Origin of the sequence: Serratia sp. CY76391, from assembly GCF_052166695.1 — a bacterium.
Lineage (GTDB): Bacteria > Pseudomonadota > Gammaproteobacteria > Enterobacterales > Enterobacteriaceae > Serratia > Serratia nematodiphila.
In genome coordinates this window covers 367,457-384,186 of the sequence record NZ_JBJNOJ010000008.1, presented here as the reverse complement: position 1 = coordinate 384,186, position 16,730 = coordinate 367,457, and the positions used below count along the sequence as shown (strand labels likewise).

Annotated in this window: 7 protein-coding genes; 2 read left to right on the top strand and 5 right to left on the bottom strand. The window is 63.2% G+C overall.

Annotated features, from left to right (window positions below; genetic code table 11):
* Window positions 1-54: 54 nt before the first annotated feature.
* Genes ACJ8PN_RS16970 through fes form a run of 3 tightly spaced genes read right to left on the bottom strand, consistent with a single transcriptional unit; the run spans window position 55 to window position 10,177 of the window.
* A complete protein-coding gene (locus ACJ8PN_RS16970; protein ID WP_442535105.1) occupies window positions 55-8,565 on the bottom strand; it encodes an amino acid adenylation domain-containing protein in 8,511 nt (2,836 codons plus the stop codon).
* Between the two features lie 50 nt (window positions 8,566-8,615).
* The gene (locus ACJ8PN_RS16965; RefSeq protein WP_004937955.1) at window positions 8,616-8,840 is read right to left on the bottom strand and encodes an MbtH family protein; all 225 of its coding nucleotides are present in this window, start codon (window positions 8,838-8,840) and stop codon (window positions 8,616-8,618) included.
* A 29-nt stretch (window positions 8,841-8,869) separates the two neighbouring features.
* Window positions 8,870-10,177, bottom strand: coding sequence for an enterochelin esterase (fes, locus tag ACJ8PN_RS16960; RefSeq protein WP_442535104.1), 1,308 nt, complete (start codon window positions 10,175-10,177; stop codon window positions 8,870-8,872).
* Between the two features lie 200 nt (window positions 10,178-10,377).
* Here fes and ACJ8PN_RS16955 point away from each other — a divergent pair, with 200 nt between their 5' ends.
* Window positions 10,378-12,567: a TonB-dependent siderophore receptor gene (locus tag ACJ8PN_RS16955; protein ID WP_171454037.1), complete on the top strand. Its 2,190-nt coding sequence runs from the start codon at window positions 10,378-10,380 to the stop codon at window positions 12,565-12,567.
* 50 nt (window positions 12,568-12,617) lie between these two features.
* Here the strand turns inward: ACJ8PN_RS16955 and ACJ8PN_RS16950 are convergent, their stop codons facing one another.
* Both ACJ8PN_RS16950 and ACJ8PN_RS16945 read right to left on the bottom strand, forming a co-directional pair.
* Complete coding sequence (locus tag ACJ8PN_RS16950) at window positions 12,618-13,238, bottom strand: helix-turn-helix transcriptional regulator (protein WP_015377909.1); 621 nt, start codon at window positions 13,236-13,238, stop codon at window positions 12,618-12,620.
* Between the two features lie 110 nt (window positions 13,239-13,348).
* Complete coding sequence (locus tag ACJ8PN_RS16945) at window positions 13,349-14,806, bottom strand: amino acid permease (protein WP_442535103.1); 1,458 nt, start codon at window positions 14,804-14,806, stop codon at window positions 13,349-13,351.
* Window positions 14,807-15,425: 619 nt separating this feature from the next.
* Here ACJ8PN_RS16945 and ACJ8PN_RS16940 point away from each other — a divergent pair.
* Window positions 15,426-16,700 carry a Glu/Leu/Phe/Val family dehydrogenase gene (locus ACJ8PN_RS16940; protein ID WP_004937972.1) on the top strand — a complete coding sequence of 425 codons (1,275 nt, stop codon included), beginning with the start codon at window positions 15,426-15,428 and terminating at the stop codon, window positions 16,698-16,700.
* The last annotated feature ends 30 nt before the right edge of the window (window positions 16,701-16,730 follow it).

Here is a 16,730-nt window from a genome sequence, read left to right as displayed (position 1 = left end):
TCCTGCATATCATGTTTTAGTACGGACCGGGGCGCACGCCCCGGCCCGGTTGCGTTATACCAACCCGTATTGCCGCGTCAGCAACTCATGCAATAGCGGCCCGAGCGTCTCCAGCGAGGCCGGCGACAGGATGTCTGCGTGTTCGCAGCCTTGGTGATGGCAGATCAGCCCATCCAGATACGGCGCCCACACGGCGTTGATATCCATCTCTGGCGGCAGCGTCCGGTCGGCGACAAACAGCGTCGCCGTGCCGTGGAAACGCCGGCTGCGCGCCTGAGAAAGAAGGCGCACCGCGTCGCGGTAGTTGGCGACAATGCTGTCAAACATCGCCGCCTTCTCCGCCATCAGCGCCGGATCGCCATGATCTTCCGCCATAAACTCGGCCTGCTCCTGCGCCACCTCCTTCTGCGCCTCCTCCTCGGTGGGGCCGGTCCAGTCCTGGCCTTCCGGCGGATAGGTATCCAGCATGCCGAGGAACGCCACCTCCTCACCCTGCTGCTGCAGGCGCGCGGCCATCGAATGCGCCAGCGTGCCGCCGAGCGAATAGCCCAGCAGGTAGTAAGGCCCCTGCGGCTGCAGGCGGCGCAGAGTGGCGAGATGACGATCGACCATCTGCTCAATGTCTTCGCAGGTGGCGATGGCACCATCCGGCCTTGGCGACTGCAGCCCGATAATCGGATAGCTCCCCGGCAGATAACGGCTCAGCCCCGAGTACTGCCAGGCGAAACCGGAAGCCGGGTGCAGACAGAACAACGCCGGGCCTTGGCCGGCCCGCAGCTGCAGGCATTCGCCGACGCCGCGGCTTTCGGCCGAGTTGGCGGCCTGCGCGTCATCGAGCAGGTGCGCCATCTTCTCCAGGCTGCGGGCGAACATGATTTGCCCGACGGTCAATGGCCGAGGGACGCGCCGCCGCAATTCCGCCGCCAGACGCATCGCCAGCAGCGAGTGGCCGCCCAGTGCGAAGAAGTCGTCGTCGGCGTACACGTTTTCACGGCCCAGCAGTTCCCCGAACAGCGCCGCCAGCAGGCGCTCGCTGTCGCTGTGCGGCGCGCGGCCGCTCTGCGGGTTCAGCTGCGGCCGCGGCAACGCCTTGCGATCCAGCTTGCCGCTGGCGCTGAGCGGGAAGCTGTCGGTCATGACATAGCTGACCGGCATCATATGCGCCGGCAAACGCGCCTCCAGCGCCTGATGCAGTACGGCGGTATCCAGCGTCACGCCCGGTTGGGCGATCAGCCAGGCGACCAGCTGCCGCATATCGGCGCCGCCCAGTCCCGTCGCGCCCTCGCCCAGTTCGATGGCGTGCACCGCCGCTTGCGCTACCCCCGGCTGCGCCAGCAGCGCCTGCTCGATTTCGCCCAGCTCGATGCGCTGGCCGCGGATCTTCAGCTGATCGTCGCTGCGGCCCAAATACTCGACGCTGCCGTCCTCCAGCCAGCGGGCGATATCGCCGGTACGATACATGCGCGCGCCGTTGCCGGCGGGATCGGCGACAAACCGCTGCGCCGTTAATCCCGGCCGATGCAGATAGCCGTCGGCCAGCTGAATGCCGCGCAGGTAGAGATCGCCGGCGCAGCCGACGGGCACCGGCCGCAGCATGGCGTCGAGAATGCTCAGTTGGGTGTTCCAGACCGGTTTGCCGATCGGCACGCCGGCGCCGCTCACCGCCGCCAATGCCTCGCCGGACGCCGGTTGATAGGTAACATCGACCGCTGCCTCCGTCGGGCCATACAGGTTATGCAGCGGCGCGGCAACCAATGCCTGATAGCGGGAAGCCAGTTCACACGACAGCGCTTCGCCGCTGCAGAACACGCGTTTCAGGCTGGCGGCGGCGCGCTGCGGCGCCCGTTCGTTCAGCGCCTCAACCCAGATAGCCAACATCGACGGAACGAAATGCAGCGTGGTCACGCCATAGTCGTCGATCAAGGTCGTCAGCGCCTGCGGATCGCGGTGCGCCTCCGGCGGCGCCATCACCAGGCGCGCGCCGACCATCAGCGGCCAGAAGAACTCCCAAACGGAAACGTCGAAGCTGCACGGCGTTTTCTGCAGGACCACGTCCTGCGCATCAAGCGCATACTCATGCTGCATCCAGAACAGGCGGTTGACGATCGCCCGGTGGTTCACCACCACCCCTTTCGGCCGCCCGGTAGAGCCGGAGGTATACAGCACGTAGGCGGGATAATCGCCGCTCCTCGCCGCTGGGCGCGGTGCCGGTTCGCGCCCGCTGTCGTCCAGCGCATCGAACCGCAGCGTCGGCGCCAGCGCGGCGAAGCGGGCATCCAACGCGCTCTCGGTAACGATCAGCCGTGGTTTGGCGTCCTCCACCATGTAGGCCAGCCGCTCGTCCGGATAGCCGGTATCCAGCGGCAGCCAGGCGGCGCCGGTCTGCACAATCGCCGTCAGCGCCAGGCTGAGGCGCACCGAACGCGGCAACGCCACCGCGACGATATCGCCCGGCTGAATGCCGGCCGCCGTCAGCCGTTCGGCCAACAGCGCGGCCTGGCGCTGCATGTCACGGTAGCTGAGGCTGTGCCCGGCGTCCTGCAGCGCGATGCGTTCCGGCGTGCGCCTCGCTTGATCGGCGATCGCCTGATGCAAGGTGGTGTCCGCCACCGCCTGCCCGGTGCGGTTGACCGCCGCGACCAGCGCCTGCTCCTGCGGCGTTTGCAATTGCCAGCGCGGCAGCAGCAGATCCGGTTGCGCTATCCATTGTTGCAGCAGCGCCATCAGCCGTGCGGCGAAGCGTTCAGGCTGCGGCACCGAATCGCGGTACTCCATCAGCAGACGCAGGCGCTCGCCCGGCAGCACCAGCAGCGTCAGCGGATAGTGGGTATAGCCTTTGTTACGGATGGCATCGCAGCGCAAGGAACCTGCGCCGCCAAGCAAGGCGTCGTTGTCCGGGTAGTTTTCCACCACCAACAGCGTGTCGAACAGCGTGCCCGCTCCGGCCAGATGCTGGATCTCTCCCAAGCCCAAGTCGTCGTGCTCCAGCAGTTCAATCTGCCGATGCTGCAGTTCGGTCAGTTGATCCGTCAACGAACGGTCATGCTGCAGACGAACCCGCACCGGCAGCGTGTTGCTGAACAGGCCAACGTGTTCCTCAATCCCTTCTATCTGGCCAAAGCGGCCGGAAACCGGCGAGCCGAACACCACGTCCTGATGGCCGCAACAGCTGGCCAGCTGCAGCGCCCAGATGCCCTGCATCAGGGTATTGAGCGTCAGCCCGCGTTCGCGGCACAGGGTCAGCAAGCGCCTTTCCTCGGCCGGCGGCAGCGTCATTTCCAACTCATGCACGCTATCGTCATGCGATTCACCGAACAACAACGTCGGGCGCACATCCTGCAGCGTCTCACGCCAGCGGCGGCGCGAGGCGTCGGCATCCCGCGCGGTCAGGCGGCGCACGATATCGGCGTAGTTCGAGCGCAGCGGCGGCAACGCCTGCTCGCCTTCACGCAGGGCCAGCATCAGATCGTTGAGCACCACCGGCGTCGACCAGCCGTCGACAATCAGATGGTGCGCGTTAAGGAACAGCGTGTAGCGTTCGCTATCGCCGTGTTTGATCCGCAGCGCATGCAGCATCGCGCCCGGCTGGTTAAACAGATCGCGCTGCAGCTCTTTCTGCTCCAGCTCATTCAGCGCCTGCATCTCTTGTTCGGCGGACAGCGGCGGCAGCCTGTGGCTGTCCAGCGGCCAATGGCTTTCCTGCGGTATCAGCTGCAGCGGTTCGCCCTCGCGGTTGAACCGGGCGGCCAGTTGCGGATGGCGGCGGATCACCGCATTCAGCGCCTGCTGGAGTTGATGTTCGTCCAGCTCGCCGCAGAGGCTCAGGCGCGTCAGCGAGTTATAGCTGCCGCCCTGCTGCGCCGTCTGCGCATGGAACAGCAGGCCATGTTGCAACGGCAACAGCGGCAGCGCCGCGGCCAACGGCCCGCACTCTTGCTCCCAGGCGCGCACCGTCTCATCGTCAACGTTCGGCTGGGCGATCTCGGTCGCCACCAACGTTGCCGCCGCGCGTTCGGGATGACGCTCGGCAAACTCGCACAGTGAACGCACCGCTTGCTCGATGCCGCTGTGCAGCTGCGCAATGTCGTTCTCGCTGAAAATCGCCTCCAGCCAGCTCCAGTTGATCGCCAGGCAGGCGCCGTCGCGCCGCTCTTCGACAAAGATATTCACCTCCAGGCCATATGACAGCGCCTGTTGCGCATCCTGTGCCACGGCGAAGGCGTCGCGGAAGCGGGTTTGGCTGCGTTGCGGCGTCCAGTGCCCCTCATCCTGGCTGAAACGCCCGAGGTAGTTGAACAAGATCTCCGGCGCATTGCGCTGTGCCAGCGCCGCCAGTTCGTCACGCTGCGGATGCAGATAACGCAGCTGGCCATAACCGACGCCGCGATCGGCCACCGCTCGCGTCGCCCGTTTCACCGCACGCACGGCCTCATTGTGCTCAGCGTCATGCAGTTCAATGTGCAGCGGATACTCCGCCGTCAGCCAGCCGACGGTGCGGGCCAGATCGAGTCCGTCGTCCAGTTCTGCGCGGCCGTGCGACTCCAGAGAGAAACGCAGCGAAGCGGCCTGGAAACGGCGGCGGCAGGCCTGAGCCAGCGCGCACAGCATGATCTCTTCAACCTGCGCGCGATATCCCTGCGGCAATGTGCCGAGCAGCGCGGCGGTCAGCCGGCTGTCGAGCAACGTGCGTTTTTCCGATACGTCGCCGGTGCGATCGCCAAGCGGATCCAGCGCGCGTCGCCCCAAACGCGGTGCGCCGTCCGCCAGCATCCGCCGCCAGAACGGCAACTCGGCTTCCCGGCGTTCAGCATCGGCTCGTAGGCGTGCAGACCACTCATAGAGCGAGGTTTCTTCCGGCGGCAATGTGATCGGCTGCCCCTGCATGGCGCTGTCGGCCACCTGCCTCAGCTCGTCGAGCAGGATGCGCCAGGAAACGCCGTCGACCACCAGGTGATGGATCGCCAGCACCAGCCCCAGGCTCTGCCCGTCGCGCTGCAACAGGATGCCTTGCATCATGGCGCCGGCAGCCGGTTCGAGATGGTCAAGTGCGGCATCAAACGCCTGTTCCGCCGCTAACTCCAGCTCACCGGATACGTTATGAACCTGCATCAGTTCACCGCCGGCGGCGGTTTCAACCACCAACTGCCCCTCGCGGATCCGCGCGCCCAGCGCCGGGTGCGCCGCACGCAACTGCTCCAATGCATAACGCAGCTGTTCCGGTTGCAGCTCGGCAGGCACGCGCAGAAAAACGCCGTGCGCGAAGCGACGATGCATATCGCCCGTCTCGGCAAACCAATGCAGGATCGGCAGCCCGTCGATCGGGCCTTGTTGCACGCTGCGCGCAGCCTGAGAGTCTACGGCCAGCGGCTGCATCGCCTGCGCCATGCGCGCGGGGGTGTGCAGCGCGAAGATCTCGCGCGGCCGCAGCAGATACCCTTTGCGCCGCAGGGCGGTGCCCAGCCCCATCGCCGAGATGCTGTCGCCGCCGAGCGCGAAGAAATCATCGTCGGCGCCGATGCGATCCATCCCCAGCAGCTGCGCCATCGCGCCGCAAATCAGCCTTTCCTGCTCGGTGGCCGGCTCGCGAATGCTTTGCGCCAGCGTCTCCTGCGGTTTGGGCAGCGCCTGGCGGTCAATCTTGCCATTCACGTTAAGCGGCAGCTCCGGCATCACCACCAGGATCGCCGGCACCATATAATCCGGCAGACGCTGCGCCAGCTGCCCCAGCAGTTCGCTTTGCAGCGTGGGTGAGGCACGGCGCGCGTCATCCTGCACCGAGCAATAGCCGATCAGACGATAGGTGGCGCCGATCGGCTCGGCGATCGCTACCGCCCGCCCCACGTCCGGCAAGGCGGCCAAGGCGCTTTCCACCTCACCCAGCTCGACGCGGAAGCCGCGCACCTTGATTTGGTGATCGGTCCGGCCAATGAACACCAGCTGGCCCTCCGCGCTCCAGCGCATCAGATCGCCGCTGCGGTACATCACCTCGCCTTCGGCGAACGGATTGGCGACAAAGCGCGCCGCCGTCAGATCCGGGCGCCGCAGGTACCCGCGCGCGATGCCTTTGCCGGAAATGTACAGCTCGCCCGCCGCGCCGATCGGCACCGGCTGCAGGCGGCCGTCGAGCAGCCAGACTTCGGTATTGGCGAGGGGACGGCCAATTACCGGCTGTTCGGCGGCCGTGACCGGCGCGCCGAGGGTATCAACGGTGTATTCGGACGGGCCGTAATAGTTGTGGATCTCCACCTCCGGATGCTGCTGCATCAGGTTCCACAGCGTCGGCGTTGCCGCCTCGCCGCCGATCATCACGAATGCCGGCAGCGGGAACTGCCCCTTCAGCAGGCCGCAGTCCACCAGTTGCGAGAAGAATGACGGCGTGATGTCCAGCAGATCGATCGGCGTCTGTTGGGTTTGTTCGAGCAGCGCCCAGGGATCGCGGCGCAGTTCCTCATCGAAGATGACCAGTTCGCTGCCCATCATCATGCAGAACAGCGGTTCCCAGGAGGAGTCGAAAGAGAACGAAGCGGTATGGCCGGCGCGCAGGCGGCGCCCATGGCGAGCCTGGAATTTTTCGATCGCCGGGCCAAACAGCGAGGCCTGATGCGACAGGAACAGGTTCAGCAGCCCGCGGTGCGTGGACATCACGCCTTTGGGTTTGCCGGTCGAACCGGAGGTGTAAATCATATAGGCCAGATGCGCCTCGTTCAGCGGCGCACGCCGTTCGGCATCCGTTATCGGCGCAGCTTCGGCGGCCGCGCAGCGCGCCAGACACGCTGCGTCGTCCAGGCACAATACCTGTGGCAGATCCGGCATATTGGCCTGCGTAGCGCGGTGGGTCAGCAACATCGCCGGTCGCGCGTCGTCGCACATCAGCGCCAGGCGTTCACGCGGGTAATCCAGATCGAGCGGCATATAGGCCGCGCCGCTGGCCAACACGCCGAACAGCGCGACCAGCGTGTCCACCGAGCGCGGAATGCCGATGGCGACCACGTCTTCCGCGCCGATGCCGCTTTCGATCAGCACTCGCCCCAGCTGCATCACCCGTTCGGAAAGCTGACGGTAGCTGAGGCGCACATCGCCGCAGGCCACCGCCAGCGCCTCGGGCTGCCGCTCAACCTGGCGCTGGAAAGCGTCCATGATTGACACCATGCCCGCCGGCGGCGTCAGATGCGCGCCGCGCCCCCAGGCCGCGAGCTGCTTTAACTCCCCTTCGCCGATCAACGCCAGTTGACCGTTCGGCTGGTGCGGCTGCCGCGCCAGTTGCTGCAGCCAATGGCCGATGCGCTCCGCGTGGTGATGCAAGGTGCGCGGCGAGTATTTGGCCGGGTTGGCCACCAACGACAGCGTCAGCACGCCGTTGCGAAAGCCGATCTCAAACTCGAGATCGTCGACCGGCCCCATCGCCAGCGTATGGGTAACGGCCGCCTGCCCGTCGAAAGACAAGGCGCTGTGGTAAACCTTGACGTTGATCACCGGGCCGTACAGTTCCTGATGGCCGCCAACCAGGCCGAGATCGCGTTTGATCTGCTCCGCTTCATAGCGTTGATGGCGGCGCGCCTGTTTGATTTGCGCCACGGTCGCCTGACAGACGTCCGCCAGCGACATCTCCGGCGTCACATTCAGCAGCAGCGGCAGCACGTTAACCACCGGGCCGACCGCCGCCAGCGCCTGGGAGCCCATACGGCGCATGAAAGGAAAACCGAGTGAAAAACGGGTTTCGCCGCTCATGCGCGCCAGATACATCGCCAGCGCCGCTGTGACGATATCGGCCGGTTGCAGCGACTGCAGCGCGCCATCGCGCAGCGCTTCGTCAAACAGCGATTCCGGCAGCACCAGCGCCTGTTTGAGCGGCCGGGTGCCCGGTTCAACCTCCCGACTCTCCGTCGATAACGACAGCGGCGACGGCAAATCGCGCAGATGCTGTTGCCAGAACTCGGCCGCCCGCCGGCGCGCCGGCGACGTTTGCCATTGCTCAAACTCTTCCACCACCTTGCCGAACGGGGTAAACGGCGATGCCGCCGGCGACAGCCCGTGACGCAGCGCGCGATAGATATCGGCGATCCGGCGGGTGATGGCCTCGAAGCTGAAGCCGTCCAGGGTCAGATGATGAAAGCGCTGGTACCAGAACCAGCGATCGGCGCTGACGCGGATCACCAAATGGCGATAGAGCGGCCGTTCGCCGTCCGCCGGCAGATCCTGCGCCAGATCGTCGTTCATCAGCGCCAGCGCCGCCTGCTCGGCGTCCGGCCGGGAGCTGAAATCGAACCACTCCGGCGCCTGCACGCGTGCGGGATCGGCTATCAGCGGTAAACGCTGCACCGGCTGGCCGTCCTGCGCCTCAAAGAATCGCGCCTGAACCGTATCCGCTTCGGCCAGCCCTTGACGGATCGCGCGCTCCAGCGCCGAACGATCGATAGCGCCGTGCAGTTCGGTGTAGTGCGCCACGGCGAAGCTGTTGCGGCGCAGCGCGATTTGGTCGGCGATCCAGATCCCCGGTTGCGCAGCAACCAGCGGATAATCCCGATACTCGACCTGAGTATCCGGTAAAGAAAGCGTTTCTGACATGGTGTCTGTCCTTTCCCTCAAACGGAATATATCGATTGACTGCCAGGCGCTTAACGCGCCGCATCCGCCGCTTTCAGCGCCGCCGGCCGCATGTCCTGCCAGTGCGTTTCGATGTAGTCGATGCACTCGCCGCGCGACGCCGGCCCCATCAGCACGCGCCACCCCTGCGGCGTATCGGCAAACTGCGGCCACAGCGAATACTGCTGCTGCGCGTTGACCAGCACGGAGAAACGGAGGCTTTCGTCATCGAACGGGTTTTGTTGTTCCTGAGTCATTTTCATTACCTGTCTGTCAAAATGTGGGATTACTTCATTGCGGAAAGCAGCCGGCGCACGCCGTCCACCAGACCGCCGCGCCAGCAGAGCGCGTCATGTCCGCCGGAATACACGCGGTATTCGGCGCGGTGCCCGGCCGCCGTCAGCGCCTGGTGCATCTGGCGATTGACGAATTCGATGTCCGCCTCCCGATCGCCGGCCTGTTGGATCACGGTGAGCTTGGGTGCCGCCGCGTTGCGCTGCCGAACCTGGCGTATCAGCCAGCCTTCCTCCAGTTCGTGGCGTTTTTCGAACTGGGTCACAAATTGCACCGTAGGCCACCAGAAGGAGCCGGACTGGCTCAGCACGTGGCCGAAGCGCTCTGGCCAGTGCAAACCGGCGTATAACGCCGCCAGCCCGCCGTAGCTCTGGCCGGCGACCACGGTGCGCGCCCCAGTCTCGCTGAACGCTTCGCGGCGCTGCGCCTGCGGCAGCAGTTCGTCGATCACCGCCTGCCAGAAGACGGCGTTGCAGGGCAGCTCGTTTTCCCGGTATTCACCATCGATCGCATCGATCAGCAACCAGCACGCGGGCGGCAACTGCCCTTTTGCGGTTTCGTTCTCGATCACCGGCAGCAGCGCATGCCTTTCGATCCAGTTTTGGCCGTCGAGCAGCAGCACCAGCGGGCGGTTCGCTTTCACCGCCGCGTCGCCGCTGGCATACAGCCAAACGCGCCGCTGGTTACCCAGCCGTTCGCTGTGCCACTGAAATAGCTGTAGCCGCGCCTCATCCAGCGGCCGATCGGCGGCCTGCCAGGCGCTTTGATCGTCGGCATCCGGCCCTTGCGCCAGGGATACGGACCGCGGGCGATGAGACGGCCCCAGCGAGAGCCGATTCAGCGGATCGGCTCTCGCCAACGGGAACAGCGATACCCACCAGGCACGCTGCTGGCGGTCGCGTAACGTTTCGTCATCGCTGAAGACGGGGGGGAGATCTCGCTCGGTAATGGGGATCAGGCTGTAGCTGCCGCGCCAGCGGCGATCGATAACGGCCGAGCCGTACCAAACGTCAGTGCCAGGGAGCCTGGTCAGGCTGCTGGGGGACGTGCTGTGGTGATTGGTAATGCCGTTGATATCGGCGTAAACGCGGCATATCGGCGAGTGCCGTTCATCGCCGGCGGGGTCGCGCCATAGCCAGGTCATTTTGACGTGGCGTTCGTCGAGCGCGTCGACGATGGGCGTGCCCTGCGCGGCAACCTTTTGCCACCACGCGGATTGCCCCGCCACCTCTTCATGCAGCCATTGCGCCGCCAATCCCTCATGACCGTTGTCTGGCCTCTTTTCCGGCAAAAACTCCATAGTGCCCCTTACATAACATGAGTGATTTTTACAAAACCTGACAATCGTATTGATACTCATTATCATTTTCAATACTATTTGTCGGATTTTTACCGTCGTGCACATACGGCGTCTCCGCGTCGACGGGTGAATACCACTCGCCGATATTTCGGGGTTTATCAGGGTGGCATAACACACAACGCAGGTATGCAGGAGAGATAATGAAGATTAAAAACAAAGGGATAGCTAACGGGAATGCGGAGGCGATGTCCGCCAGGCGTCTGTTGCTGGGATCGGCGCTGGCGTTATTGCCCTTGGCGCAACACGCGTCTGCGGCAGCGGACGAAACGATTTTGGTGACCGCCGACGCGCAAAACAGCGTGACCGCGCCGGTCAAAGGGATCGTCGCCAAAGAGAGCGCCGCCGGCACCAAGACCGCCGCCTCTCTGCGCAAGACGCCGCAGTCCATCTCGGTGGTCACGCGCGAGCAAATGAACGACCAGGAGCCGGCGTCGGTCGCCGACGCGCTGAACTACACCAGCGGGGTGATCACCACCTACCGCGGCAACTCCAACCGCAATGACGAAGTGATCAGCCGCGGCTTCCGCTATGCGCCCAAACTGCTCGACGGCCTGCACTTTGGCCTCTCGAGCCAAAATGGCGGCGCCGGGCAGATCGACCCCTGGCTGCTGGAGCGCGTGGAGATGGTGCACGGCCCGGCCGGCGTGCTGTACGGCCAGGTCAGCCCCGGCGGCGTGGTGGTGATGACCAGTAAACGCCCTACCGCCCAGAGCATTCACGAAGTCAAATTCAGCACCGGCAACCGCCATCTGGCGGAAACGGCGTTCGATTTCGGCGGCAAACTCAACGACGACAACACCCTGTTCTATCGCCTGAACGGTATCGCCAGAACCGAGCACGAGTTCGTCAAAGACAGCAAGCAGCAACGGGTGGCCATCGCGCCGGCCTTCACCTGGCTGCCGAACGAAGACACCAGCTTTACGCTGCTGACCAGCTACCAGAACGATCCGAAAGCCGGGTCGCGCAACTTCCTGCCGCGCGCCGGCACGCTGTTCTCGACCAGCGTGGGCTATGTACCTTACGACTTCAACGTCAGCGAGCCCAGCTTCAACAAATCGCGGCGCGAGCAGGCGTCGATCGGTTACAGCCTCGAGCACAACTTCAGCGATGCGCTGTCGTTTACCCAGAACCTGCGCTTCACTCACCGCGATGAAGACTATAAATATCTGGTCTATAACGTAAATTCTGACGTTAACGACCACACCGTGACGCGCAGGGCGCAGCATGAAACGCAGATGACCAACGAGTTTGGCGTGGATAACCAGCTGAAGGGCCTGTTCGATACCGGCGAGGTGAAGCACACCGTGCTGGGCGGGCTGGATTACCGCTACAGCCATAGCGATTCGAAGATGTATCGCGATCTCGGCAACGATTACCCGATCGACTGGGCCAATCCGGTTCGCCCCAGCATTGATGGCAGCGCGCTGACGCTGGTTTCCAGCGAATTGAAGACGCTGAATCAGGTCGGGGTGTATCTGCAGGATCAGCTGGAGTGGAATAACTGGAACCTGCTGCTGTCCGGCCGCCAGGACTGGTCGCAGGTCAACACCCGCGATCGCACCGTCGGCGGTAAAGAGCAGACCTACAACGATGCCCAGTTCACCGGCCGCGCGGGCCTGCTCTACGCCTTCGACAACGGCATTTCGCCGTACGTCAGCTACAGCACCTCGTTCGATCCTAACCTGTATCCGAGCGCGCCGGGCGCCGATCCGCTCAAGCCGACCACCGGCAAACAGACTGAGGTGGGCGTGAAGTACCAGATCCCGGGCGGCAATACCCTGCTGACCCTCTCCTGGTTCGACATTACCCAACGCAACGTGGCGTCCTATAACCGTCTCACCTCCGCCTATGAGCAGATTGGCGAGGTGAAATCCAAGGGGATTGAGGCGGAAGTGCACGCGCAGCCGACGCCGGCGATCAAGCTGACCGCCGCCTATACCTACACCGACGTAGTAACCAAAGACTCCAACTCGGCGGACGAAATCGGCCACAGCCCGGCGGGCATCCCGCGCCACGCGGCGTCCGCCTGGGGCAGCTACAGCTTCCTGAGCGGCGCGCTGAACGGCCTGACCGTCGGCAGCGGCGTGCGTTACATCGGCGATGCGCCGGCCGACGCCACCGGTCAGTACGATGTGCCGCACTACACGCTGTACGACGCCATGGTGAAGTATGACCTCGGTCAGGCTTCGTCGGCGCTGCGCGGCGCGGCGCTGCAGCTCAACGTGCAGAACCTGACGGACAAGAAATACGTTTCGTCGTGCAGCGGCGAGTACGCCTGCTTCTACGGCAGCGGCCGCAGCATTATCGCTTCGGTCAACTACCGCTGGTAACGACAAGGGGCGGCCATCGCCGCCCCTTTCTTCCGCCTTTCTCGCCGCCTTTACTCCTGCTTCAATTCCCGCAAGTGTTTGTACACCGTGGCGCGCCCCATCGACAGCACATTGGCGATGTAATCCGCCGCGCTTTTGGCCTTGAACGCCCCCTGATGATAGAGATCGCTGACCAGCCGCCGTTTCTGCTCGCGGCTCAGCGCACCGAGCGCAGCGTTCTCGCGCCGCAGCCAGTCATGCAGGAAGGTGTTGATCTTCTCCTGCCAGTCGTCTTTGAACAGCTGTTGCGGCTGCGGCTGTAATCGCGTGACCGATAAAAACATGTCCAGCGCATTGCGGGCGTCCTCGAACATCGCGGTGCTCAGGTTGATGCACAGCAGATAGCTGGGCTTGCCCTGCTCGTCGCGCGCGGCGATGCTCACCGAACGCATCTTTTTGCCGTCCCAGTTCAGCTTTTCATAGGGGCCGGTCACGCCGGCGCCGCCATCGAGCTCGAAGTCTTCCAGCCCGGCGTCATCGCCCGGTTTGCGCTTCGACAGGTTGTTCGCCAGATAGGCAATCTTGTTGGTGGCCAGATCGTGGATCACCACTTCCGCATTCGGGAAAAACAGCGCGGCGATGCCGTCGGCGACCGATCGCAAAAGGTCGAGTTGAGAAGAAGAGTTCGGCACGCTGGGGGTCTCCGTATAGCCCGGTTTGGTTTGCGGTTCAGCCGCTTAGCATACCGCAGTTGCCGCCGCTTGCCGAGCGGAGCGGCGGCAAGCGGCGTATCCTTCGCCGGTTATTCCGCCTCGGCGCCGCGCCGATAAAACACGTAGCTCTCGCGCGCCACGCTGTCGCGGACCCGATAGCGCCAGATCAGGCCGAGCGAGGTAAACCACAGCGGCATGCTGCACAACGCGATCAGCGTATCGCTATCGAACACCATCAGCACCAGCGTAAAGGCGAAAAATGCCAGCGTCAGCCAGGCCATCGCTACCCCGCCCGGCATTTTGAAGTGGGAAGCGGCGTGCAGATCCGGTCGCTTCTGGCGATACACCAGGTAGGCAACCAAAATCATGCCCCAGCTGTAAACCACCAGGATCGCCGCCACGGTAGAGACGATGGTGAACAGCGTCATGACGTTCGGCACCAGTACCAGCAGCAAGGTGCCGGCCACCATGCAGAAGCAGGAAAACAGCAGGCTGCGGATCGGAATGGCCGTGGTGCGCGACAGAATGCGGAACTGACCGTGGGCATGCTTTTCCATCGACAGGCTGTACAGCATGCGGGTGCTGGAATACACCCCGCTGTTGGCCGAGGACATCGCCGAAGTCAGCACCACGAAGTTGATCACTGCGGCGGCGGCCGGCAGCCCCGCCCGCTCGAACAGCATCACGAACGGGCTGCTGTCTGGTGAGATGTGGCTCCATGAGGTGACGGCGATAATGGTCAGCATCGAGCACACGTAGAAGACGATGATGCGGGCCGGGATCGCGTTGATCGCCTTCGGCAGCACCTTCTCGGGGTTTTTGGTCTCCGCCGACATCGTGCCCAGCAGCTCGATGCCGGTGCAGGAGAAAATGGCGATCTGGAAACCGGCGAAAAAGCCGAAGATGCCGTGCGGCATGAAAATGGCGGGATCGGTGACGTTATGCAGCGAAGCGGTCACGCCGTCCGGCGAAGTCCAGCCGCTGAACACCATCCAGGCGCCGGTGGCGATCAACGCGACGATCGCCACCACCTTGATCATCGCGAACCAGAATTCGGCCTCGCCGAACATCTTGACCGACAGCATGTTGAACAGACACAGAAACCCCAGCGTCAGCAGCGCCGGCAACCAGGGCGAGACGTCTGGCAGCCAATATTGCACGTAGCCGCCGCACACCACCACGTCGGCAATGCAGGTCACGACCCAGCTCAGCCAGTAGGACCAGCCGAGAAAAAAGCTGGCGCGCGGCCCCAGGTATTCCGAGACGAAATCGGCGAACGAGCGGTAATCGAGCCGGGTGAGCAGCAGCTCCCCCATCGCTCTCATCACCATAAACATGAAAAAGCCGACGATGGCGTAAGTCAGCACGATGGAGGTGCCCGACAGCGCGATAGTCTTACCGGAGCCCATAAACAGCCCGGTGCCGATGGCGCCGCCGATCGAAATCAGTTGAATGTGGCGCGCACTCAGCCCGCGCTGCAAGGTTTGGGCACAGTGAGGCCCCTCGGCTGAACCTGGGTTCAGCCGATCGCAGTGGTTTTTTGTCATGGTGTTACCTGTCCGTCGTTAAGGCGATTAAGCAACCGATGCGCGGTTGCAGCAGGAATGAAACGCCCGCGGGCGCTCTAACCGGCAAAAAAATTGAGACCAAACGCTGCCCGCCCCGTTGTGACAGGGAGGTAATAATAATGGATGCCAAGAAAATGCTCTCGTGAGCCGTCGTATCGCCCACGTTTGGCGTACAAAGCCTGAGCGTGGTGGGTAAACACTACAATATCAAATGGTTATACTTTCCCTTGTGCAACAAAAAAACGACGCCGGAGCCGTTTTAACATTAATTTAACTCTGGCGAGGGGAAATGCCATTGTCAACATGGCAGTTAAATAAAATGAAACTTTTTGATCACATTCAAGCTTCTGAAAAATAGATAAAAAGGGTTTTTATGCGCTTTATATGCATAAATTATGCATGTGATCGCTCACCGCCGACAAAAAGTAATTAACTATTCATTTACCGCTCTGCAGGCGGCGAAAAACCGTCCGCTGGCCCGATGAGAGGGGGGCTAACAACCGGCATAATTAGTGGTAAATTTAGCGTCGCAAAGTGTTATGCGCTTGCTAATCCACGGTTAAACGAAATAAATACCTCTAATATATAAAGGTTGGTTATGGAAAAGCTATCCTACGCTTCAGACAGCAGCACCACCGCTTGGGCTACATATCTGCAACAAATCGATCGCGTCGCCCCTTACCTCGGTGACCTGTCACGCTGGGTTGATACGCTGCGTCACCCTAAGCGCGCTTTGATTGTCGATATCCCGCTGCAGATGGACGATGGCACCATCCGTCACTTCGAAGGTTTCCGCGTACAGCACAACCTGTCGCGCGGGCCGGGCAAAGGCGGCATCCGCTTCCACCCTGACGTCGATCTGAACGAAGTGATGGCCCTGTCCGCCTGGATGACCATCAAGTGTGCCGCGGTCAACCTGCCGTACGGCGGCGCCAAGGGCGGTATCCGCGTCGACCCGTTCAAACTGTCTGAAGGTGAACTGGAGCGACTGACCCGCCGCTACACCAGTGAAATCGGCTTCATCATCGGGCCACAGAAAGACATTCCTGCGCCGGACGTCGGCACCAATGCCAAAGTGATGGCCTGGATGATGGACACCTACTCCATGAACCACGGCACCACCATCACCGGCGTGGTCACCGGCAAACCCATCCACCTCGGCGGCTCCCTGGGCCGTGAGAAAGCGACCGGCCGCGGCGTGTTCGTCACCGGCAGCGAAGTGGCCAAGCGTCTGGGCGTGCAGATCGAAGGCGCCAAAGTGGCGGTACAAGGCTTCGGTAACGTGGGCAGCGAAGCGGCCCGTCTGTTCGTCGGCGTCGGCGCGCGCGTCGTCACCATCCAGGACCACTCCGCTACCCTGTTCAACGCCGACGGCATCGACCTGGCCGCGCTGACCGAATACCAGGCCAAGCACAAGCAGATCGCCGGCTTCCCTGGCGCCAGCGAGATCGAGAGCGAAGCGTTCTGGTCGGTCGACATGGACATCCTGATCCCTGCGGCGCTGGAAGGCCAGATCACCCGCCAGCGCGCCGAAATCCTCAGCGCCAAACTGGTGCTGGAAGGGGCTAACGGCCCAACCTTCCCAGAAGCGGACGACATTCTGCGTTCCCGCAACATCACCGTGGTTCCGGACGTTATCTGTAACGCCGGCGGCGTAACGGTCAGTTACTTCGAGTGGGTGCAGGACATGGCGAGCTACTTCTGGAGCGAGTCCGAGATCAACGAGCGTATGGACAAGATCATGACCGACGCGATGGTCCACGTCTGGAACAAGGCGGCCGAGAAAGAGTGCAGCCTGCGCACCGCCGCTTACATCGTGGCCTGTGAGCGCATCCTGACCGCACGTAAAGAGCGCGGCATCTACCCAGGTTGATGCCCGTATCCCGGCCTGCTCCGGCAGGCC